Source organism: Enterobacter cloacae complex sp. HYC080_NIDB, assembly GCF_056673325.1.
This window is the reverse complement of record NZ_CP114212.1, coordinates 2,432,725-2,453,416: the sequence shown is the minus strand read 5'-3', so window position 1 is coordinate 2,453,416 and position 20,692 is coordinate 2,432,725. Positions and strand designations below refer to the sequence as shown.

General features: G+C 53.9%; 20 protein-coding genes and 2 pseudogenes. 7 read left to right on the top strand and 15 right to left on the bottom strand.

Going from position 1 to position 20,692, the window contains the following annotated elements:
* Positions 1-4: 4 nt before the first annotated feature.
* From osmY to O1723_RS11550, 4 genes are all read right to left on the bottom strand, one after another.
* Positions 5-715, bottom strand: a complete 711-nt coding sequence (osmY, locus tag O1723_RS11565) for an osmoprotectant ABC transporter permease OsmY (RefSeq protein WP_014883640.1) — start codon at positions 713-715, stop codon at positions 5-7.
* A 273-nt stretch (positions 716-988) separates the two neighbouring features.
* Positions 989-1,732: a YoaK family protein gene (locus tag O1723_RS11560; RefSeq protein ID WP_014883641.1), complete on the bottom strand. Its 744-nt coding sequence runs from the start codon at positions 1,730-1,732 to the stop codon at positions 989-991.
* A 175-nt stretch (positions 1,733-1,907) separates the two neighbouring features.
* A complete protein-coding gene (locus tag O1723_RS11555; protein WP_014883642.1) occupies positions 1,908-3,101 on the bottom strand; it encodes an MFS transporter in 1,194 nt (397 codons plus the stop codon).
* 50 nt (positions 3,102-3,151) lie between these two features.
* Complete coding sequence (locus O1723_RS11550) at positions 3,152-4,279, bottom strand: alpha/beta hydrolase (protein ID WP_032645247.1); 1,128 nt, start codon at positions 4,277-4,279, stop codon at positions 3,152-3,154.
* Between the two features lie 114 nt (positions 4,280-4,393).
* On the opposite strand from O1723_RS11550, the gene O1723_RS11545 reads away from it, so the two are divergent.
* Complete coding sequence (locus O1723_RS11545; RefSeq protein WP_014883644.1) at positions 4,394-5,278, top strand: LysR family transcriptional regulator; 885 nt, start codon at positions 4,394-4,396, stop codon at positions 5,276-5,278.
* A 112-nt stretch (positions 5,279-5,390) separates the two neighbouring features.
* Complete coding sequence (catA, locus tag O1723_RS11540) at positions 5,391-6,065, top strand: type A chloramphenicol O-acetyltransferase (protein ID WP_014883645.1); 675 nt, start codon at positions 5,391-5,393, stop codon at positions 6,063-6,065.
* 11 nt (positions 6,066-6,076) lie between these two features.
* Here catA and O1723_RS11535 read toward each other — a convergent pair whose 3' ends face one another.
* Positions 6,077-6,391, bottom strand: a complete 315-nt coding sequence (locus O1723_RS11535; protein WP_014883646.1) for a YebG family protein — start codon at positions 6,389-6,391, stop codon at positions 6,077-6,079.
* Positions 6,392-6,460: 69 nt separating this feature from the next.
* Positions 6,461-6,814: a helix-turn-helix domain-containing protein gene (locus O1723_RS11530; RefSeq protein WP_014883647.1), complete on the bottom strand. Its 354-nt coding sequence runs from the start codon at positions 6,812-6,814 to the stop codon at positions 6,461-6,463.
* A gap of 336 nt (positions 6,815-7,150) precedes the next feature.
* Here O1723_RS11530 and oqxA point away from each other — a divergent pair, with 336 nt between their 5' ends.
* Together oqxA and oqxB are read left to right on the top strand one after the other, a co-directional pair.
* A complete protein-coding gene (oqxA, locus tag O1723_RS11525; RefSeq protein ID WP_014883648.1) occupies positions 7,151-8,326 on the top strand; it encodes a multidrug efflux RND transporter periplasmic adaptor subunit OqxA in 1,176 nt (391 codons plus the stop codon).
* Positions 8,327-8,350: 24 nt separating this feature from the next.
* Positions 8,351-11,503 (top strand): multidrug efflux RND transporter permease subunit OqxB, encoded by a 3,153-nt coding sequence (gene oqxB / locus O1723_RS11520; RefSeq protein WP_014883649.1) that lies wholly within the window; start codon positions 8,351-8,353, stop codon positions 11,501-11,503.
* A 66-nt stretch (positions 11,504-11,569) separates the two neighbouring features.
* Here the strand turns inward: oqxB and oqxR are convergent, their stop codons facing one another.
* A complete protein-coding gene (gene oqxR / locus O1723_RS11515; RefSeq protein WP_023330297.1) occupies positions 11,570-12,049 on the bottom strand; it encodes an efflux pump transcriptional repressor OqxR in 480 nt (159 codons plus the stop codon).
* 198 nt (positions 12,050-12,247) lie between these two features.
* A pseudogene (locus O1723_RS11510) lies at positions 12,248-12,460 on the bottom strand (sensor histidine kinase); the annotation flags it as partial.
* A gap of 45 nt (positions 12,461-12,505) precedes the next feature.
* On the opposite strand from O1723_RS11510, the pseudogene O1723_RS11505 reads away from it, so the two are divergent.
* Positions 12,506-12,787 (top strand): annotated as a pseudogene (locus tag O1723_RS11505) (MipA/OmpV family protein); the annotation flags it as partial.
* Between the two features lies 1 nt (position 12,788).
* Here O1723_RS11505 and O1723_RS11500 read toward each other — a convergent pair.
* From O1723_RS11500 to O1723_RS11480, 5 genes are all read right to left on the bottom strand, one after another.
* Positions 12,789-13,013, bottom strand: coding sequence for a hypothetical protein (locus tag O1723_RS11500; protein WP_071847083.1), 225 nt, complete (start codon positions 13,011-13,013; stop codon positions 12,789-12,791).
* A gap of 149 nt (positions 13,014-13,162) precedes the next feature.
* A complete protein-coding gene (asd, locus tag O1723_RS11495; RefSeq protein ID WP_023338279.1) occupies positions 13,163-14,281 on the bottom strand; it encodes an aspartate-semialdehyde dehydrogenase in 1,119 nt (372 codons plus the stop codon).
* Positions 14,282-14,719: 438 nt separating this feature from the next.
* Positions 14,720-15,334 carry a Tat proofreading chaperone DmsD gene (gene dmsD, locus O1723_RS11490; protein ID WP_014883669.1) on the bottom strand — a complete coding sequence of 205 codons (615 nt, stop codon included), beginning with the start codon at positions 15,332-15,334 and terminating at the stop codon, positions 14,720-14,722.
* Between the two features lie 93 nt (positions 15,335-15,427).
* Positions 15,428-17,866 (bottom strand): selenate/tellurate reductase subunit YnfE, encoded by a 2,439-nt coding sequence (gene ynfE, locus O1723_RS11485; RefSeq protein ID WP_248190539.1) that lies wholly within the window; start codon positions 17,864-17,866, stop codon positions 15,428-15,430.
* A gap of 131 nt (positions 17,867-17,997) precedes the next feature.
* Positions 17,998-18,291 (bottom strand): DUF1161 domain-containing protein, encoded by a 294-nt coding sequence (locus tag O1723_RS11480; protein ID WP_014883671.1) that lies wholly within the window; start codon positions 18,289-18,291, stop codon positions 17,998-18,000.
* Between the two features lie 106 nt (positions 18,292-18,397).
* On the opposite strand from O1723_RS11480, the gene O1723_RS11475 reads away from it, so the two are divergent.
* Positions 18,398-19,108: a YnfC family lipoprotein gene (locus O1723_RS11475; protein ID WP_014883672.1), complete on the top strand. Its 711-nt coding sequence runs from the start codon at positions 18,398-18,400 to the stop codon at positions 19,106-19,108.
* Positions 19,109-19,208: 100 nt separating this feature from the next.
* Here the strand turns inward: O1723_RS11475 and speG are convergent, their stop codons facing one another.
* Complete coding sequence (speG, locus tag O1723_RS11470; protein ID WP_014883673.1) at positions 19,209-19,769, bottom strand: spermidine N1-acetyltransferase; 561 nt, start codon at positions 19,767-19,769, stop codon at positions 19,209-19,211.
* Positions 19,769-20,107 (bottom strand): DUF1283 family protein, encoded by a 339-nt coding sequence (locus O1723_RS11465; RefSeq protein WP_008502414.1) that lies wholly within the window; start codon positions 20,105-20,107, stop codon positions 19,769-19,771. The genes speG and O1723_RS11465 overlap by 1 nt, the downstream gene beginning before the upstream one ends.
* Before the next feature lie 152 nt (positions 20,108-20,259).
* Between O1723_RS11465 and O1723_RS11460 the strand changes: the two genes are divergently transcribed.
* A complete protein-coding gene (locus O1723_RS11460; RefSeq protein WP_014883674.1) occupies positions 20,260-20,586 on the top strand; it encodes a YnfA family protein in 327 nt (108 codons plus the stop codon).
* Positions 20,587-20,692 lie beyond the last annotated feature (106 nt).

Sequence of the window (20,692 nt, the reverse complement as noted above, 5' to 3'; positions counted from 1 at the left end):
ATTGTTATTGAGCGAGATGGGGGCTCATCACGCGACCCAGCGCCGCCAGCAGGGTGTCGAGGATCAGGGCGAACAGGGCGGTGGCCGCCGCGCCGAGGATCAGGGTCGGAAAATCGTTCAGGTAGATGCCGGGGAAAATCAGCTCACCGTAGCTGCTGGCACCAATCAGGAAGGCCAGCGGCGCGGTACCGACGTTGATGGCGGTGGCGATGCGGATCCCGGAGAGCATGACGGGCCAGGCGTTGGGCAATTCAACCTGAAGCAGACGCTGCCATTTGGTCATCCCGATCCCGTTTGCGGCTTCAAGTAACGATGCCGGAACGGAACACAGTCCCGCGTAGGTATTGCGCACAATGGGCAGCAGCGAAGCAAGAAACAGCGCGATGATGGCGGGCGTATCGCCGATGCCAATCACCACCATCGCCAGGGCCAGCACGGCCAGCGGTGGCAGCGTGTTACCCACGTTGAAAATTTGCATCACATATTCGGCGATACCCCGCGCGGCCGGGCGGCTCAGCAGGATACCGGCCGGAATACCGACCAGCAGGGCAAAAAACATCGACGAGAAAACCAATATCATGTGCTGTTGCCCGAGATAAATCAGGTCAACCTGACGCGCCTTGATTGTCTCAAGTCCGATCCCCCAGATGAGAAGGGCAAGAACCACGATAATCGCGCCAACAAACAGCAGCGAACGTTTGAGTAATGGGTGCATTGCGGTGTGTCTCCCTGTGCGCATGCGTTATAGCAACCACCGGTTGCCTGTTGTTATGCCATGTTTCGGCAGGGGTAATTGACCTATAGCAAGCGTTTGGGAAGGGTTCCAGCGAAGGGGGAAAATCAGTAACCCTATGAAAAGCGTGACAACCTTAAGTCAGGCCCTATGGCGTAAGGGCTGAATATGGCGCAGGCAGAATAGTCCTAAAGCGCAGCCCATAAAGTGACAGGGTCACGTATCACGATGTTCCTGTCACCCTGCCTGAGAGCTTTATCTGCTGAGTAGGGGGCGTACACGGCGAACACGCACTGAGATACTGATAATCGATACGGTCGCGACAACGGAGAGCATCAACCCGAGCGCCAGCATGGCGTTGAAGCCAACCCATCTGAAGAGCAGTAACCCGGCGATACCCCCGGTAATGAACGAGAAAAGGGTGGTTAAGTGGGTTTTCAACTGACTTTTTTGTGCCGCGGTATCTTTGGAGTAATCCCTGCGAAGCATGGCAACCGTGACGGAGGCCAGGGAAATTCCCGCGTCCGTCAGCGTGCCGGTAATGTGCGTCGATCTCACCCGTCCGCCGGAAAGCTGTGTGGAGGTTGAATTATGAATGCCCATCAGACAGCACAGGAAAATAATAATCTCGCGGTTGCTGGTGAGCGCATGGAAATACATCTCGTAGAGAGATACGCCGGTTAATAATATCCCTTCGACAAAAAGGATTTGGCAAAAAACCAGCCTGACATTATGGATAATGCCCCATATCACGATAAGACGCGCAAGGATTGCACCCGCCACAAAGGAGAGAATAATCGAGCCAAAGAAAATGATATCGCTCAGATCGGTGGAGGAGACTTCGCTGGATAATTGTGAGGTGTTGCCGGTCATATGAGAGGGGAAAAAGCCAAAGGCCCCAAGGGCGATGGCGTTGAGTAAACCTGCTGAGGTCGCCAGCCAGAGAGCAAGCCGGCGATCCTCCTGGTGCGTTCGTTCTTTCTTGAGTTTAATCAGCAAGAATACCTCCGGGGTGAGCTTTGCCTGAATAATCAGGCTAGCAAAGCGTGTCGACGGGCTGTCCAGGATATTGCTTAATTATTATTCCCTCTGGCGACGTTGAGGGTTTAGTAATTAAATAAAATATCCTTACGAAAAGTATTCCAAACTGAAACCTCACGCTACGCCGTTATTTTCATGAGGCGCTTTCGCGGAGGCGTGAAAGCATAAACGTCAACGCAGCCGCACAAAGCAGCACTATGCCGCTCAGGGCAAACGTGCTCTGCCAGCCGAGGCGATCAAACACCATACCGCCCGCCGTTGAACCCAGTGCAATGGCGAGTTGGATCACCGCGACCATTAACCCTCCGCCCGCTTCGGCATCCTCCGGTAGCGTTCGGGCGACCCACGCCCACCAGCCCGTCGGTGCTGCCGTCGCCAGCATTCCCCACAAGCCTGACAGCAGGGCAACAATCCACACGTTATGCCCGGTCAAAATCAACGCGCCAGCGATGGCGGCCATCAGCAGTGGAATCGCTATTAACGTCAGGTAAAACGCCGCGTTCAGAACCAGAGTAACGAGAAGGGTGCCAACAAATCCGGCAATGCCGATGGCGAGCAAAATCAGCGATAGCCCGGAGGCGCTGACGTGCGTGACGGTCTCGAGAAATGGGCGCACATAGGTAAACAGCGCAAACTGTCCCATAAAGAACAGGCTGCAGGCTATCAGACCGACGGATACGACAGGCTGGCGAAATAACCGAAAGACGCCTTCACCTGACGCACCGTTTTTACGCCCGCTCATATTTGGCAGGCTAACGTACTGCCACAGGAATGCCGCGATTGCCACGGGCACCAGACAAAGGAAGGCACCGCGCCAGCCAATGGTTGCACCCAGGTAGCTGCCTAGCGGGGCGGCCACGACCGTTGCCAGCGCGTTACCACCGTTGAAAATAGCCAGCGCGCGCGTGACCTGATGATGGGGAACCAGGCGAATAGCCGTTGCCGCCGACATGGACCAGAACCCGCCGATGGCGATACCGATCAGCGCGCGACCAGTCATATACGTCTGATAGTTCTGGGCGAAGGCAATAATGAGCCCCGAGAGCGCCATCAGTATCGTCATGCCCAGCAGAAGGTGTTTACGATTCATATTCCCGGCAAGCCGGGAGAGGAAGAGGCTGGTCAGTACTGCCAGCGCGCCGGAGATAGCAATGCCCTGGCCTGCAAGCCCCTCCGTCACGCCTAAATCTGCGGCAAGTGGGGTGAGCAGGCTCACGGGCATAAATTCCGAGGCAATCAGGACGAATACGCAAAGGGTCATGGCAAAAATGCCTCCCCAGTACGCATGTTCCTCATGCTGTGAAGTGGTGTGGTTTAATGTGGACATCGTCTGATTTCGCGAAGAGAGCCGCCCGTCGAAACGGGCAGCAGGGAGGTTTATTTCAGGCTGTTTTTAAAGAATTGTTCAAACTGAGCGAATGGGATCTTCCCGGCAGCATTGTCGTAGAGATCGACATGGTTGGCGCCCGGGACAATCACCAGTTCTTTCTGCTTGCTGCCGACCGCGTTAAACGCATCTTCGGCGAAATAACGGGAGTGCGCCTTTTCGCCGGTCACGATAAGCGTCGGGATAGCGATCTCTCCGGCATAGCTCAGCAGCGGCATGTTCATGAACGAGAGCGGCATAGTTGCCGTCCATGCGCCGGTTGAGTTGACGGAACGCGCGTGGAAGCCACGCGGCATGCGGTAGTAGTCATAAAACTCTTTCAGCACCGGATTCGGGTTGGCGGGCAAGGCTTCTGGCAAAATACGTTCTGATGCGGTCACTTTGCCGTTCTCGTCAACATAAATGTCATGGCCGCCCTGTGCAAAGGTGCCGTTCCCGGCATCCTTCCAACGCTGTTCATTCAGGTACTGCAGCACAGCATGGCGATCTGCCGAAGAATAACGATCTTTGCCGTCGCCTACGCCGTGACCCATCGCCCGGCTCATGTCATACATTACGCTGGTGGCGACAGCTTTGATGCGCGTATCCATGGATGCCGCATTCAGCGCCATACCGCCCCAGCCGCAGATCCCAAGGATGCCAATGCGCTTACGGTCGACCTCTTTCTGCACGCCCAGGAAATCAACCGCGGCGCTAAAGTCTTCGGTGTTGACGTCCGGTGACGCGACGTTGCGCGGCTGACCGCCACTTTCGCCCGTCCAGGAAGGGTCGAACGCCAGGGTTACAAACCCTTTTTCCGCCAGGGTCTGCGCGTAGAGACCGCTGGACTGTTCTTTGACCGCGCCAAATGGCCCGCTGACGGCAATCGCGGCCAGCTTACGGTCGCCACGGTTTTTAGGAAGATAGAGATCGCCTACCAGGGTAATACCGTAACGGTTCTGGAAGGAGACCTTACGGTGGTCAACCCGGTCACTTTTGGCAAAGGTTTTGTCCCAGGTTGTGACCATCGAGACGGGGGCGTTAGGATTGGTGGCTTCTGCATAACTCATGGTTGTCACTCCACTTAATGATGCGCATAGCAGCATCGCAACAGACAGTTTTTGGGTGAATGTTTTCATGTATCGATACCCTGCGGTGTTGTGTTGCGGCCATTATAGTTAGCAGGATGAGTGATGATTAGAGGCCATAATCTGCTAAAATTAATATCAAATTGTTATGAATTGCGGGGCGTGATGGCGAAGCGAGAAAACTACAATGAGCTGTATCTGTTTATGCAGGTGGTGCGGGAGGGAAGTTTCACCGCGGCTGCGCAGCGGCTTGGGCTGGCGCAATCCGGGGTGAGCCGCTCGGTGCGCGAGCTGGAGGAGCGGTTGGGCGTCCAGCTTCTCGTTCGCACCACGCGTAAGCTGTCGTTAACCCACGCCGGAGAGCAGCTCTATCAGACAGCCGAATCCGCGTTCGATGCACTTGATTCGGGTCTGGCGATCCTCGCACATTATCGTCAGACACCGTCCGGCACGGTGCGCATTAACGCCAGTCAGCACGCCATCGACAAATGCCTGCTGCCAAAGCTCGCCATTTTTAAACAGCGTTACCCGGATATCAGGCTGGAACTCATAAATGAAAGCCGCTTCGTCGACATCATCACCGAGCGGTTTGATGCGGGTGTCAGGCTGGGAGCTGAGGTCAGTCAGGGAATGATTGCGGTGCGCATCACGCCCGATATGGAAATGGCCGTAGTGGCTGCACCGGGGCACTTCAGGCGTTATGGTTTTCCCCAGACGCCAGCTGATTTAGTGGCGCATCCCTGTATTGCCTATCAGTTTGCTGATGGAAGTGATTATCAGTGGGAACTGGTCGAGGACGGGAAAAAAATCACCCATCGGCCAGAAGGGCAGTGGGCATTGTCAGACAGCTATATGGAAGCCCAAGCCGCCCGTCTTGGGCTTGGGCTGGCTTATGTTCCGCTTGAGCTGGTGGCTGATGATCTTGAAAAAGGAACGCTTATCCGCGTATTGCAGCGCTATAGCCTGCGCATGGACGGGCTGTATCTTTATTATCCCCACCGCAACGTGTCGCCGGCTTTGAGGGCCGTTATTGATACGCTGAAAATGTAATTTCTGTGAACGTGTTTTTCTTCGACATGTGAACTGCAGGCCCCTGCTTGCTTAAGTCAGGAAAAAAACTTAGGCTAACGTCAAGATCTGCTTGCTCAACAAAGGCTTAAAAATGGAAAAAATAATCCCGGAATATACGGCTGTTAATTTATCCCGTTGGGCAAGAAAGGAGCATTTTGAGGTATTTCAGGGGTTTGCTCAATCGACGTTTAACCAGACTGTGTTGGTCGATATTACCGTGCTGCTAAGCCATATTAAAAACGTTGGCTGGAAGTTTTATCCGACGATTATTTTTCTCGTTGCTAAAATCGTTAACCGTCACCCAGAATTCCGTATGGCCATGAAGGACAATGAGCTTGTCATATGGAATGAAATTCATCCAAATTATACGATTTTCCATAATGAAACAGAGACCTTTTCATCATTATGGAGTCATTACGATGGCGATATACAGCACTTTCAGAAAACCTATTCTGAAGACATGGCTCGCTATGGCGATAAACTTGCGTATTGGCCAAAAGAAGAATCCAGGGAAAATATCTTTTTTATATCCGGCATTCCGTGGGTAAGTTTTACGAGCTTCAGCGTTAGCGTGGCTAATATGAAAAACTTTTTTGCCCCTATGTTTACGCTTGGAAAATATTACGAGCAAGAGGGCAGGGTATTATTACCTCTCGCCGTTCAGGTACATCATTCTGTCTGCGATGGTTTCCATGTGGCAAGGTTTTTTAATGAGTTACAAGAGGTCTGCGATGCGTTACCACAGCAGACCGGGCAACAGGAATGATGATGTGGCCATCAGGCCGCTTTAACCGCCCTGATTTTTTTACTGTCAGCTGCACCTGACTCGGTTTTATCGTCAGCAGGGGTATCAAGAGCCGGGAGCTTACTGGTTCGCAAAATATGCTGCACGGCATCTTTCTGCTCGGCGAGATACAGGCCAAGATCTTCAGCCTGCGTTTCATCCATCTGCATTCCGCTTTGCAAAAGCCAGTCGGTAAACGCCTCTGCCATATCAAGCAGTTTGTCGTGAGCGTCAGCCTCTTTCTTACTGGCAAATGTCATTTTCTCTTCACCTTTTCTTACGACAACATATTTTGTTTCAACAGCCATCATGCACCTCTCATACTGTATTTATGTACAGTATAACAGAGGCCGGAAAAAGTTGCAGCAAAATGTGCGTTACGTGTGCGCCTGCTGGGTTTCACGGCAGGCCACACTGCGCCGCCATGCGCCTGGAGCCTGGCCATATTGCCGTTTAAAACTGCGGTTGAAGGATTGCTGAGAGTCAAAACCCAACGCGATCGCCACGTTCAGAATCGGTTCGTCGCTGTGGGTTAAGCGCTCAACGGATTTTTGCAGCTTTTGCGCGCGAATGTACCCGGCGAGAGGGTAGCCCGTATGTTCTTTAAACAGTCGCTGAAGGTGCCATTTCGAATAGCCGGAGCGCCTGGCGACGGACTCAATATCCAGACGGCTATCAAGGTTGTTGTCAATCCAGTCGAGTAAATCATGCATAAATGCGCCCGTGTTCATCGGGTTACCTCCACGCAGCCTGTTAAATGGTATCTTTATCTGTTGCATTTAAAGGTGGCGCGTTTTTGCAGTAATTGCAAGTTTTATTGTTGCATTTAAATCCTTACCTGAAACGGGCCTTTTTAACATCCGAACGAATAGCACATAAAGTGCAACAATTATTCTTGCACTTAGTTAAGCGCCTTCCTACAATCGCCGCGAATAGTGTATTCGCAACTGTTACAGTTTTGTGGCGATGAACGACACAAATGGCCTTAAGCCAGCCCGGACAAAGGAAGTGGCGCGGTGCCTCCTGCCGCGTCTTGCCCGGCGGCTACAATTACCGGAATAAAAATAATGAGCCTGCAAAAAACCTGGGGAAACGAACCTCTGCATGCGCTGGGAGCGATGTTGCTCTCCCTGTTGCTTGTCGGATGTGATAACAGCGTCGCGCAAAATGCTGCACCCCCTGCGCCCGCCGTCAATGCTGCTGATGTGGTTGTGAAATCCATTAGTCAGTGGGATAGCTTTAACGGCCGGATCGAAGCCGTGGAGAGCGTTCAGCTTCGCCCCCGCGTCTCTGGCTATATCGACAAAGTGAATTTCACCGACGGCCAGGAGGTGAAGAAGGGTGAGGTGCTGTTCACGATTGATGACAGAACCTATCGTGCCGCGCTGGAGCAGGCGCAGGCGACGCTGGAGAGAGCCAAAACGCAGGCCAGCCTGGCACGAAGCGAGGCTAACCGTACCGATAAACTCATCAATACCAACCTGGTATCCCGTGAAGAGTGGGAGCAGCGCCGTGCGGCCGCCATTCAGGCGCAGGCCGATATTCGCGCCGCGCAGGCTGCGGTAGACGCCGCTCAGCTTAACCTCGATTTCACGAAAGTAACGGCACCGATTGATGGCCGCGCCAGCCGCGCGTTGATCACCAGCGGTAATCTGGTCACGGCGGGCGACAGCGCCAGCGTGCTGACAACGCTGGTCTCGCAGAAGACGGTGTACGTCTACTTTGACGTGGATGAGTCAACCTACCTCCACTATCAAAACCTCGCCCGCAGCGGGCAGGGGGCGTCCAGCAATCACACTGCGCTACCGGTTGAAATTGGCCTGGCGGGTGAGGAAGGGTATCCCCATCAGGGCAAAGTGGATTTCCTGGATAATCAGCTGGCGCCGAGTACCGGTACGATCCGTATGCGCGCGCTGCTGGATAACGCGCAGCGTCAGTTCACGCCGGGTCTCTTCGCTCGCGTTCGCCTGCCGGGCAGCGCTGAATTCCAGGCCACGCTTATTGACGACAAAGCGGTGCTGACCGATCAGGATCGCAAATATGTTTATATCGTGGATAAAGAGGGCAAAGCACAGCGACGCGATATTACGCCAGGGCGCCTGGCGGACGGCTTACGCATCGTGCAGCAGGGGCTGAAACCCGGCGATAAAGTCATCGTCGATGGTTTACAAAAAGTGTTTATGCCGGGTATGCCGGTTAACGCGAAAACCGTCGCCATGACCGCCAGCACCGCCCTCAACTGATCATCTGACCTGAGAATCCTACCCATGGACTTTTCCCGCTTTTTTATCGACAGGCCGATTTTCGCTGCCGTCCTGTCGATTCTGATTTTTATCACAGGATTAATCGCCATCCCGCTGTTGCCGGTGAGCGAATACCCTGATGTCGTACCGCCAAGCGTACAGGTGCGCGCGGAGTACCCGGGCGCCAACCCGAAAGTGATTGCTGAGACCGTGGCAACGCCGCTGGAAGAGGCGATCAACGGCGTTGAGAACATGATGTACATGAAATCCGTCGCGGGTTCTGATGGCGTGCTGGTGACGACCGTCACTTTCCGTCCTGGAACCGACCCGGATCAGGCGCAGGTTCAGGTACAAAACCGCGTGGCGCAGGCCGAGGCGCGTCTGCCGGAGGATGTGCGCCGTCTGGGCATCACGACGCAGAAACAGTCTCCTACGCTGACCCTGGTGGTGCATCTGTTTTCGCCTGGCGGTAAATACGACTCTCTGTATATGCGCAACTACGCCACGCTGAAAGTGAAGGACGAACTGGCGCGTCTGCCCGGTGTCGGCCAGATCCAGATTTTTGGCTCAGGCGAATACGCGATGCGCGTCTGGCTGGATCCCAATAAAGTAGCGGCGCGCGGGCTGACCGCCTCGGATGTCGTCACGGCGATGCAGGAGCAAAACGTGCAGGTTTCGGCCGGGCAGCTGGGCGCCGAGCCGCTGCCGAAGGAGAGCGATTTCCTGATCTCCATTAACGCCCAGGGGCGTCTGCATACCGAAGAAGAGTTTGGCAATATCATTCTCAAAACGTCTCAGGACGGGTCGCTGGTACGCCTGCGCGACGTGGCGCGTATTGAAATGGGATCGGGCAGCTATGCGTTGCGTTCGCAGCTTAACAATAAAGACGCGGTCGGGATCGGTATCTTCCAGTCTCCTGGCGCAAACGCCATCGATCTGTCTAACGCGGTGCGCGCTAAAATGGCGGAACTGTCCACCCGTTTCCCGGAAGATATGAAGTGGGCGGCACCTTACGATCCGACGGTATTCGTGCGCGATTCCATCCGTGCGGTGGTGCAAACGCTGCTGGAAGCGGTAGTGCTGGTCGTACTGGTAGTGATCCTCTTCCTGCAAACCTGGCGTGCGTCGATCATTCCGCTGATCGCGGTGCCGGTTTCGGTCGTGGGGACGTTCAGCGTTCTCTACCTGCTGGGCTTTTCGCTTAATACCCTGAGTTTGTTCGGGCTGGTATTGGCTATCGGTATCGTGGTGGATGATGCCATCGTGGTGGTGGAAAACGTCGAGCGAAATATCGAAGAGGGGCTTGCTCCGCTTGCGGCGGCGCATCAGGCGATGCGTGAAGTGTCCGGGCCGATTATCGCGATTGCGCTGGTATTGTGCGCGGTGTTTGTGCCGATGGCGTTCCTTTCTGGCGTCACCGGCCAGTTCTACAAACAGTTTGCGGTAACGATTGCCATTTCGACGGTGATCTCCGCTATCAACTCGCTGACGCTCTCGCCAGCGCTGGCTGCTCTGCTGTTAAAACCGCACGGCGCACCGAAAGATTTCCCGACCCGGCTTATCGATCGTCTGTTCGGCTGGATTTTCCGACCGTTTAACCGCTTTTTCCATCGTAGCTCGACTGGCTATCAGGGGCTGGTGGGTAAAACGCTCGGCCGACGTGGCGCGGTGTTTGTGGTGTATCTGCTGCTGCTGTGTGCCGCAGGCGTCATGTTTAAAGCGGTTCCCGGTGGCTTTATTCCGACACAGGATAAGCTGTACCTGATTGGTGGCGTGAAAATGCCCGAAGGCTCGTCGCTGGCGCGTACTGATGCGGTGATCCGCAAAATGAGCGAAATCGGGATGAATACCGAAGGCGTGGACTATGCGGTTGCTTTCCCGGGTCTGAATGCGCTGCAGTTCACCAATACGCCGAACACCGGGACGGTCTTCTTTGGCCTGAAGCCGTTCGACCAGCGTAAACACAGTGCTGCGGAAATTAACGCTGAAATCAACGCGAAAATTGCGCAAATCCAGCAGGGCTTTGGCTTCTCCATTCTGCCGCCGCCGATTTTGGGGCTGGGGCAGGGGTCGGGCTATTCCCTGTACATTCAGGATCGTGCCGGTCTTGGCTATGGCGCATTGCAGAACGCGGTGAATACCATGTCCGGTGCGATTATGCAGACGCCGGGGATGCATTTCCCGATCTCGACCTACCAGGCCAACGTTCCACAGCTGGACGTGCAGGTTGACCGTGACAAGGCGAAAGCGCAGGGCGTGTCGCTGACCGATCTGTTCGGTACGCTGCAAACCTATCTGGGCTCGTCTTATGTGAATGACTTCAACCAGTTCGGGCGTACCTGGCGTGTAATGGCGCAGGCCGACGGACCGTACCGCGAGAGCGTGGAGGATATTGCGAACTTACGTACCCGTAATAACCAGGGTGAAATGGTGCCGATTGGCAGTATGGTTAAGATCAGCACCACCTACGGGCCGGATCCGGTGATCCGCTACAATGGCTACCCGGCGGCTGACCTGATTGGCGATGCCGACCCGCGCGTACTCTCGTCCGCCCAGGCGATGACGCAGCTGGAAGGTATGTCTAAGCAGATATTGCCGAACGGAATGAATATTGAATGGACGGATCTGAGCTTCCAGCAGGCGACACAAGGTAATACGGCGCTGATCGTCTTCCCGGTTGCGGTGCTGCTGGCCTTCCTGGTGCTGGCGGCACTGTATGAAAGCTGGACGCTGCCGCTGGCGGTGATCCTTATCGTGCCGATGACAATGTTGTCCGCGCTGTTTGGCGTCTGGCTGACCGGTGGCGATAACAATGTGTTCGTGCAGGTAGGGCTGGTGGTACTGATGGGGCTGGCGTGTAAAAACGCGATTCTTATCGTGGAGTTTGCCCGCGAGCTGGAAATTCAGGGCAAAGGTATCATGGAAGCCGCGCTGGAGGCCTGCCGCCTGCGTTTACGCCCGATTGTGATGACCTCCATTGCCTTCATCGCCGGAACCATTCCGCTGATCCTTGGCCACGGCGCAGGCGCAGAAGTGCGCGGTGTCACCGGGATTACGGTCTTCTCCGGGATGCTGGGCGTCACGTTGTTTGGCCTGTTCCTGACGCCGGTGTTTTACGTGACGCTGCGTAAATTCGTTACGCGCGGTAAAGAGGAAAGGGAGGTTCTGCCTGCATAGGGATGTTGCAGAAAACAAAAAAGCGCCTTCACAGTAAGGCGCTTTTTTTTCACATCAGATCAACCGTTAAAACGTTTCTTTATACTGGGCCATAAGCTCAGGTACCGGATCGCAGCCGCTGCTATCGGCTTTTTTGACCTCTTCCAGCGCGCTTGCCACGGTGTGTCGGGCTAATACCGCCAGCGAAGCCTGCTCAGCTTCTTCGGATACCGATTTAAAGTACCAGCAGGCGTTAGCGCTGACCACACAGCGAGCCGGTACGTCAGGACGCGACGCCCACAGCTTTTTATCTTCAGTGACCGAAAGGTAGATGTCACGCAGGGTGATCTCTTCCGGCGGGCGCCCAAGATGAATGGAGCCGTTGCGGCCAAGCGTGGAGACGATAATTCCGTCACGCGTAAGGGGAACCATCAATTTGCGGATAAAGCTCGGGTTGGCTTCCAGGCCGTAGGCCAGAACGCCACTCGTCGAACGTTTACCTAATTGCTCCGCCATCGCTACGCTGAGGACCATCTGCAAAGCTGTCGGGAAGCGGTAATCTAACATTTCTCTGTCCTGGGTCGCGGTGAATCTTGTTCTTTTTGGCACCGCAGAGGTGAATAAGCAATAAACAACAATATAACAAATAGGGTAATTTTTTTGAAGCAATCTGCGGCATTTGCGATCAAACACCCTGTTCTGGTTTAGCTAAACGTGCGGTTCGGGAAGGCAACCGTCACCAGGAGGCCACCTTCTGCGGACGCACTCAGGGCTGTACTTCACGGCATTTTCAATCAGATTGTCTATCAGCGATATCAAACTTTGCCTGACGCCGCTAATCCGGATGTTCTTCTCGGCGAAGAATTCCAGTTCAATTCTGCGCGCTGAGGCTAACGGTTCCAGCTCGGCCATTCGCTCCGGTATGAGCGACGTTAGCGGCACGGACTCCGTCGCGGTGTCAATGCGCGCCTCACTGTGCTGTGGTACGGCTTTTAAGGGGGAGAGATCGTCAGGTGTGCGTAAAATGCGGTAACGCTGGCGCTGACCGGCAGTTGGGGCTCCAGCAAGTATATGCAAACGTATTACGGCGTGAGCGATGCCCAGTCGGCGGCATCGGGGTTTGCCCGACATGACGCCGGCGCAGGGATTTACGCCTGGTCGATGGATCTTGACTGGAACCACAAGCTCACCGCCCGCTGGAGCGTGCTTGCCGCAGCGGGCGTAACGCAGTTGACGGGAGAGGCAGGCGATAACCCGATTGTGCAACGAAAAACGTCGCCCACGGGGAGTTTGAAAGTGACGTATCTTATCTCATTAATACCTGAAACAGCTGAACAAAGATATATATTGTCGCTGCCACTTGTATCGTCCGGAACCCCCATCTGAAATAGCGCCATTCATGGCGTTCTCTGGCATCAGCTGCTTCAATAGCGGGGTCAGAACATTTTCTTTTCCTGGCCCTGAATGCACTGATTATGCACAAGATGAGAAGAAAGATGACGATGGTTTTCTCAAGGATTGGATTACCCACAAAATGTGACTCCGTCCTGCCCGCGGTTACAAGCAGGATGGATGAACTACCTTCACATAGCAACCACTAAATGTAGGGGTAATATTCGTTTTCGCTCTGGTGGATTTGCAGTGATTCCGTCACGAGATGTTTTACTCGTAAAATTCGACTTATATTTTGCCAAGCAAAATATTCAACATCCGGCGCAACGGTTCTGCCGCCCCCCATAATAGCTGATCGCCCACCGTCAGAACCGAGTAAATAGGGTCATTATTCAGGGACATTTTTTTGTAACGGCCAACGCTAACTTGCAGCGAACCGCTGATGTAAGCTGGGGTCAATCGACTGACACTTTCATCCTTGTTATTGGGTACGTAGTTAACCCAGGGGTGGGAATGCGTTACTAAGCTTGCGAATTCTTTTTCGCTGACTTCACGCTTGAGCTTCAGGGTGATGGCAGCACTATGGCACCGGATCACGCCGACACGAATACACAAACCGTTTACCGGGATTGTACCTGGAGAAAGCCCAAGAATCTTGTTCGTTTCTGCCTCACCTTTCCACTCTTCGCGGCTATTCCCATCGCCTAAATCGCTATCAATCCATGGAATGATGCTGCCCATAAGAGGTACGCCGAAATTCTGGATGGGCATGTCAGCACTGTTAATAAGCTCACTAACTTTATTGACTAAAGGAAGCACCGATCCTGATGACATGAGTTCATCTGAGGATAAATGCTGACTGATATATGCGCTTTGAGCGATTAATTCTCTAACATATTTAGCCCCTGCACCTGATGCAGACTGATACGTCATTACGCTCATCCATTCGATTAAGTCAGCCTTTATCAGTCCAGCAAGCCCCATAAGACTCAGGGTGATGGAGCAGTTGCCACCAACAAAAAGTTTAATTCCTTCTTTGATTGCACGATCAATATTAGAACGATTGACGGGGTCGAGAATAATACAGGCTTTCTCATCCATCCGTAACGCTGAGGCCGCATCAATCCAGTAGCCTTTCCAGCCATGATCAATCAAATCAGGATATATTGCTTTAGTATAATCACCGCCCTGACAGGTTATAATGATATCCATTTCGGACAGGGCATTGATTGAATTAGCATCTTTTAGCGTATAGCCGACGCCACCAATGACAGGACCGGCGACACCTGCACTTGAAGTACTGTAAAAATGCACAGAAATACCGTCGAAGTCGTTCTCTTCGACCATTCGCTGTAACAAAACAGAACCTACCATTCCTCGCCAACCGACGATGCCAACCTGCTTCATTTGCTTAACCTTTGTAATGTTATGATATTGTTAACTTGTGTTCGGGGGACGTTATATCGCATCTAAAGTTGAAGGTCATTACGTATGGCATCAGATTTAATCATTATTAAAATGTTTCATACGGCATCAGTGATTTTTATAGCTAAATCAGACAAAAAATTCACATTCACCGGGTATTAAATAAATAATCATGGGCTGGCGCGTCATACATAAGTAATGAGCGTTAAGCATTTAGAACAATTGCGGACATACGAGCCACACATATTACGTCGCTTTCATTAAGGGCTAAGAAGGGCTCTGAATGGTTAAGGTTGAGGAAATAAAAATGAGGAATTCACCTGCCTGGATGAAGAGGTTTATCTGTTATCTTTTTTTAAAAATCCGCTTCCGGCACAAGCAAGACCGCAAGCGGACAATCTCAACACCTCATCACATCCCTTAGCGATACAGCGTCTTTTCCGCAACAGGGATAACCAGCGCGGATCGCCAGTCCGCCAGCGTCAGCTGCGCAAGCCTGCCCAGCGCGGTGTAAAACGGATGACCCGCATTGTCGACAAATACCGACAGGAAGCGGGTACTCCACGGCAGCAGGTGCCACGCCAGGAGCTGGTCGCACTCCGAATCGCGGCCATTCTCAATCAGCCACGCCGCCAGCAGCAGCAGGGTACCGAAATGATCTTCCGGTTCGTTCTGCTGCATCTCAAAAGCGATGCCGTTTTCACGCATCCACTGGCGCAGCGCAAGGGTTGAGTCACCAAACAGCACGGATTCGCGATCCAGCCATACGGAACCCCACGGCGGCGCGGGCAGGGCATAAGGGCCAATAAACAACCGTTGCCAGGCGTCCGTCAGCGGCTCATCGGAAGACGTGGCAAAGGTATCGGCAACGGGCTGCAGCGTTTCCGGAGACAGGGGCCAGTCCTGAACCCATTCGCCAGCGATAAGAGCCTGTACCAAGGGCGCAGTCTGCTCGCTGTCAGGAGCGAAATAAAACAGCGCGCCCAGCACCCGGGCGCTGAACGCGAACGATTCACGCTGTAAGACGTCTTTCATTAAACCTTCCTTGCTTGCGCGGGGCACGCCCGCGCGACTGTGTTAATCAGTAATACACACCATAGAATAAACCACGGCCATCCGTTTCACCCCTTATACCTTCTCAATCTGTACCAGGTTGGTGTGCTGCGGGTTGCCCTTGGCCAGCGGAGACGGGCGATGGGTCGTCAGGGTGTTGATGCAGGAGCCGTGGTCGATACGATCGCCATTCATATTGGCGTCATGCCAGGCGCCCTGGCCCATGGCACTCACGCCGGGCATGATGCGAGGCGTGACTTTCGCTTCAATTCTCACCTCACCGCGATCGTTAAACACGCGCACCGTATCGCCGTTCTTAATGCCGCGTTTTTCGGCATCGAGAGGATTAAGCCAGACCTCCTGGCGGCAGGCCGCTTTCAGCACGTCAACGTTACCGTAGCTAGAGTGGGTACGGGCTTTGAAATGGAAGCCAAACAGCTGCAGAGGATACTGCGCGCGCGCGGGGGCATCCCAACCGTCAAATGTTGAGGCATAGACGGGAAGAGGGCTGATGGTTTCGTCTTTTGCCAGTTCCCAGGTCGCTGCAATTTCAGCCAGCTTACTCGAGTAAATTTCAATCTTACCCGATGGCGTTTTCAGCGGATTGGCTTCCGGGTTTTCGCGGAACTTTTTATACGCCACAAAGTGTCCGTTCGGATCTTTGCGCTTATAAATGCCCATTTTCTTCAGCTCATCATAGGACGGCAGTTGAGGGTCTTTTTCGAGCATTTTGGCATACAGATACTGCAGCCATTGCGCTTGCGTCCGTCCTTCGGTGAATTTCTGATGGATATCCGGCCCAAGACGTTTCGCCACTTCACTCATGATCCAGTAGATGGGCTTGCGTTCAAACTTCGGTGCGGTGACGGGCTGGAGAAAAATCAGGTAACCCATGTTCCCGGCGTAATCGTTAGGAATAATATCTTCCTGCTCGACGGTCATTAAATCCGGCAACACGATATCGGCATACTTGGCTGACGACGTCATGAAATTATCGATGACGACAATCATTTCGCACTTGCTCTCATCCTGCAGGATATCGTGGGTTTTATTGATATCGGAGTGCTGGTTGATGATGGTATTACCCGCGTAGTTCCAGATGAACTTAATCGGCACATCCAGCTTATCTTTACCGCGCACCCCGTCGCGCAGGGCAGTCATTTCCGGTCCGCGGGCGATGGCGTCCGTCCAGCTAAAGCAGGAGATCTGCGTTTTGACCGGGTTTTCCGGCAGCGGCATCCGTTCGATGGTGATGGTGTACGTCGACTCACGCGCGCCGCTGTTACCGCCGTTGATCCCTACGTTGCCGGTCAGGATCGGCAGCATCGCGATGGCGCGGGACGTCAATTCGCCGTTCGCCTGACGCTGTGGACCCCAGCCCTGGCAGATATAGGCTGGCTTCGCAGAACCGATTTCCCGGTCAAGCTTAACGATGCGATTGGCCGGTATGCCCGTAATGCGCGAGGCCCACTCCGGGGTTTTCGCCGTTCCGTCATCGCCCTGGCCGAGAATATACGCTTTGTAGTGCGCGTTAGCCGGCGCGCCTTCCGGCAGCGTTTTTTCGTCGTAGCCGACGCAGTACTTGTCGAGGAAAGACTGGTCGACCAGATTTTCGTTAATCATTACCCATGCCAGACCGGCCACCAGCGCGGCATCGGTCCCTGGACGAATCGGGATCCATTCATCTTCACGTCCGGCTGCCGTGTCGGTATAGCGCGGATCGATGACAATCATACGCGCGTTGGACCGCTCGCGAGCCTGCTCAAGATAATAGGTAATCCCGCCCCCGCTCATGCGCGTTTCCGCCGGGTTGTTGCCGAACATCACCACCAGTTTGGTGTTTTCGATATCCGAGGTGCTGTTACCATCATTGCTGCCGTAGGTGTAAGGCATTGCACAGGCGATTTGCGCCGTGCTGTAGGTGCCGTAGTGGCTCAGGAAACCGCCGTAGCAGTTCATCAGGCGCGCCACCAGCGACGCGTAAGGGGAGGAGCGGGTAATATTGCCGCCGACAATCCCGGAGGAGTAGTTGATGTACACCGCTTCATTGCCGTATCTGGCGACCACGTCTTTCAGGCTGGCGGTGATGGTGTTGAGCGCTTCATCCCAGCTGATACGCTCGAACTTGCCTTCACCGCGTTTGCCCACGCGCTTCATCGGGTAGTTCAGACGGTCAGGGTGGTTGATGCGACGGCGAATAGAACGTCCGCGCAGGCAGGCGCGAACCTGGTGATTGCCGTAGATATCCTCGCCGGTGTTATCCGTTTCGACCCAGTACACCTCATCGTCGCGGACGTGCAGACGCAATGCGCAGCGGCTGCCACAGTTAACCGAGCAGGCGCCCCAGACGACTTTATCGTCAGCAGGTTTCGTGGCGCTTTGCACTGCGGCGGCAACGCGTTTCACGCCAAAAGGCAATGAGACGCTACCGGCGGCGAACGCCAGCGATCCTATCGCCGTAGATTTCACGAGTGTTCGACGGCTAATCCCGCCGTGATGTTCGATATCGGACATGGCTCACCCCACCAATGTAATTGCGTATTATTTTTCCCGAAATGATAACCGGGCTAATGGTGGGGTGAGTGTTACTGATTTAGGGGTAGTAAATATTAATCCTTATCAAATCAAAGGGGATTGAGGGGAAATTACTGCGGTTCAGTTGGCGCATTATCCTGACTGGCGGATGCCGCTCCGCTCCGTGTGCGGGTGTAGAGAATTTTAAAGGTGTCGTTGGCACAATGGCCTACCACCTGTGCGTCCGGCTGATCGGCCTGATCGTTCGGCACAATGTTCAGCGTGAATCCTGACTCCGGCACGCCGTTGTTGATGATCTTCTGCTGAATATCGCTTTTCACGCGCTCGCAGGAATCGGGTGCCGCCAGGGCGGCCGTTGAAGCACTCATTAACAGCAGGGCGGTAATCCAGGGTAACCGTTTCATCTGTCGCTCCTTTTCTCTGTGTGTAGACATTAATTTTAGCAGGCTTCGTGTAAACAACTGTATTTGCTAATATGATTGGGAATAATCTCTCTGTACGGTAATCAATGTGAAGAAATATGCAGCGATAACGCTCCTGGCAGCCACTCTCGTGGGGTGTGACAACAACTCCGCACCGCTGTCGTTTACGCCGGAGATGGCGAGTTTCTCGAACGAATTTGATTTTGACCCCCTGCGCGGCCCGGTTAAAGACTTTACCCAGACGCTGTTCAACGAGAAGGGCGAAGTGTCTAAACGGGTGACGGGCACCGTGTCGACAGAAGGGTGTTTCGATACGCTGGAACTGCACGACCTGGAGGCCAACACCGGCGTGGCGCTGGTGCTGGATGCGAATTACTACATTGATGCCGAAACCCAGCAGCGCAAAGTGAAGCTGCAGGGGAAATGCCAGCTGGCCGAACTGCCGTCAGCCGGGGTGACGTGGGATACCGACGATAACGGTTTCGTGGTGGCGGCGCACGGCAAAGAGATGGAAGTGAAATACCGCTATGATGCCGATGGTTACCCGTTGGGCAAAACCACCGTCTCCGGGGATCAGCATCTGTCTGTCCAGTCGACACCGTCTAAAGACGTACGCAAAAGGATGGATTACTCGGCAGTGAGTTTGTTAAACGACAAGCCGCTGGGTAACGTGAAGCAGAGCTGCGACTACGATCGACACAACAATCCGGTGAGCTGCGATCTGATCATCACCGATGACAGCGTCAAGCCCGCCGTTGAGCGCAAGTACACCATCAAAAACACGATTGAATACTACTGAGCAATGTATTGATATTATTGCACAATGTAGGCCGGGTAAGCGCAGCGCCACCCGGCAAGGAAGACGGCGCAATTGTTGATGACAGGGGTTGTCATCAAACTCACTGCGCGGTTGGTTTCAGCAGGCTGGCGCCTGAGGGTTTATGCCCGGCCAGGTGCTGATGCTGGAAGATGCACATGCGGATGGTATTGCGGTATTCACCGTTGATAAAGAACTCGTGAATCAGCTCGCCTTCCACCATAAAGCCCAGCTTGCGGTAGATATGGATCGCTTTCTCGTTCTCTTTGTCCACAATCAGGTACAGTTTGTAGAGATTCAGAACGTTGAATCCGTAATCCATCGCCAGCTTCGCCGCACGTGAGGCCAGACCTTTCCCCTGGTGCTCAGGCGAAATGATGATCTGGAACTCTGCCCGACGGTGAACGTGGTTGATTTCAACCAGCTCCACCAGCCCGGCTTTTTCGCCGCCACACTCCACCACAAAACGACGTTCACTTTGATCGTGAATGTGTTTGTCGTACAGATCCGACAGCTCGACAAAGGCCTCGTAAGGCTCTTCGAACCAGTAGCGCATCACGCTGGCGTTGTTGTCGAGCTGATGGACAAAGCGCAGGTCTTCACGCTCCAGCGGACGGAGCTTAACGTCACACGAAGCCGACATTATGGGGCTACCGTACGGCCAGTGCGGCGGTCCAGGCAGCGCAGGGTGTTAGGCTCCCAGTAGGCATTGACGTTTGCACTTTGCTGACACTTATCGCGTGCGTCAAAAGCGACATCTTCTTTATCCCACTCTTTTTCAGCGCGTTTGTTGACCTTCTGACGAAGGCTACGGGTGTCATTCCATTGTTCTTTGTCCATGGCGGCGTTCTGGCGGCTTTGCGCGCTGTCACCAGACTCAATAATGAGTTTGCTGGTTTCCGCTGTCGCAGAGGCGGCAAAAGCGAACGATGACAGCGCCAGCAGGGCTGTCAGACAAAGGCGTTTGCTTAATGTTGTCATAGCGTTTCCTTTTAAATGGGTGCAGATAATCAAGTAACCCCTTACAGATTCTACACCAAAGCGAAAAGACGGCATACCCGCAGCGCAGGTATGGAAAAGTTATCGCCATCATCGGGTATGATGTTTAAATAAATCCTCACCTGAAGTGAAATATGCTCAAAACCACGCTGCTTTTTTTTGCCACCGCGCTCTGCGAAATCATCGGTTGCTTCCTGCCCTGGCTCTGGCTGAAGAAGGGAGGTAGCGCATTATTGCTAATCCCGGCGGGCGTCGCGCTGGCCCTGTTTGTCTGGCTCTTAACGCTGCATCCGGCGGCAAGTGGGCGCGTCTACGCGGCCTACGGCGGTGTATATGTCTGTAGCGCGCTACTGTGGTTACGCGTGGTGGACGGCGTCAGGCTTAGCGCATATGACTGGGCCGGCGCGCTAATTGCCCTGTGCGGGATGCTGATTATCGTGGCGGGATGGGGGCGGGCCTGAGCCCCTGGTTTTGTGATCGCCAGCTGATTTTATGATCATTATACTTGTATGGTAGTATTGCAATTGAGTAAATTTCCGACATCACAACGAACGATGTAAGGAAAGG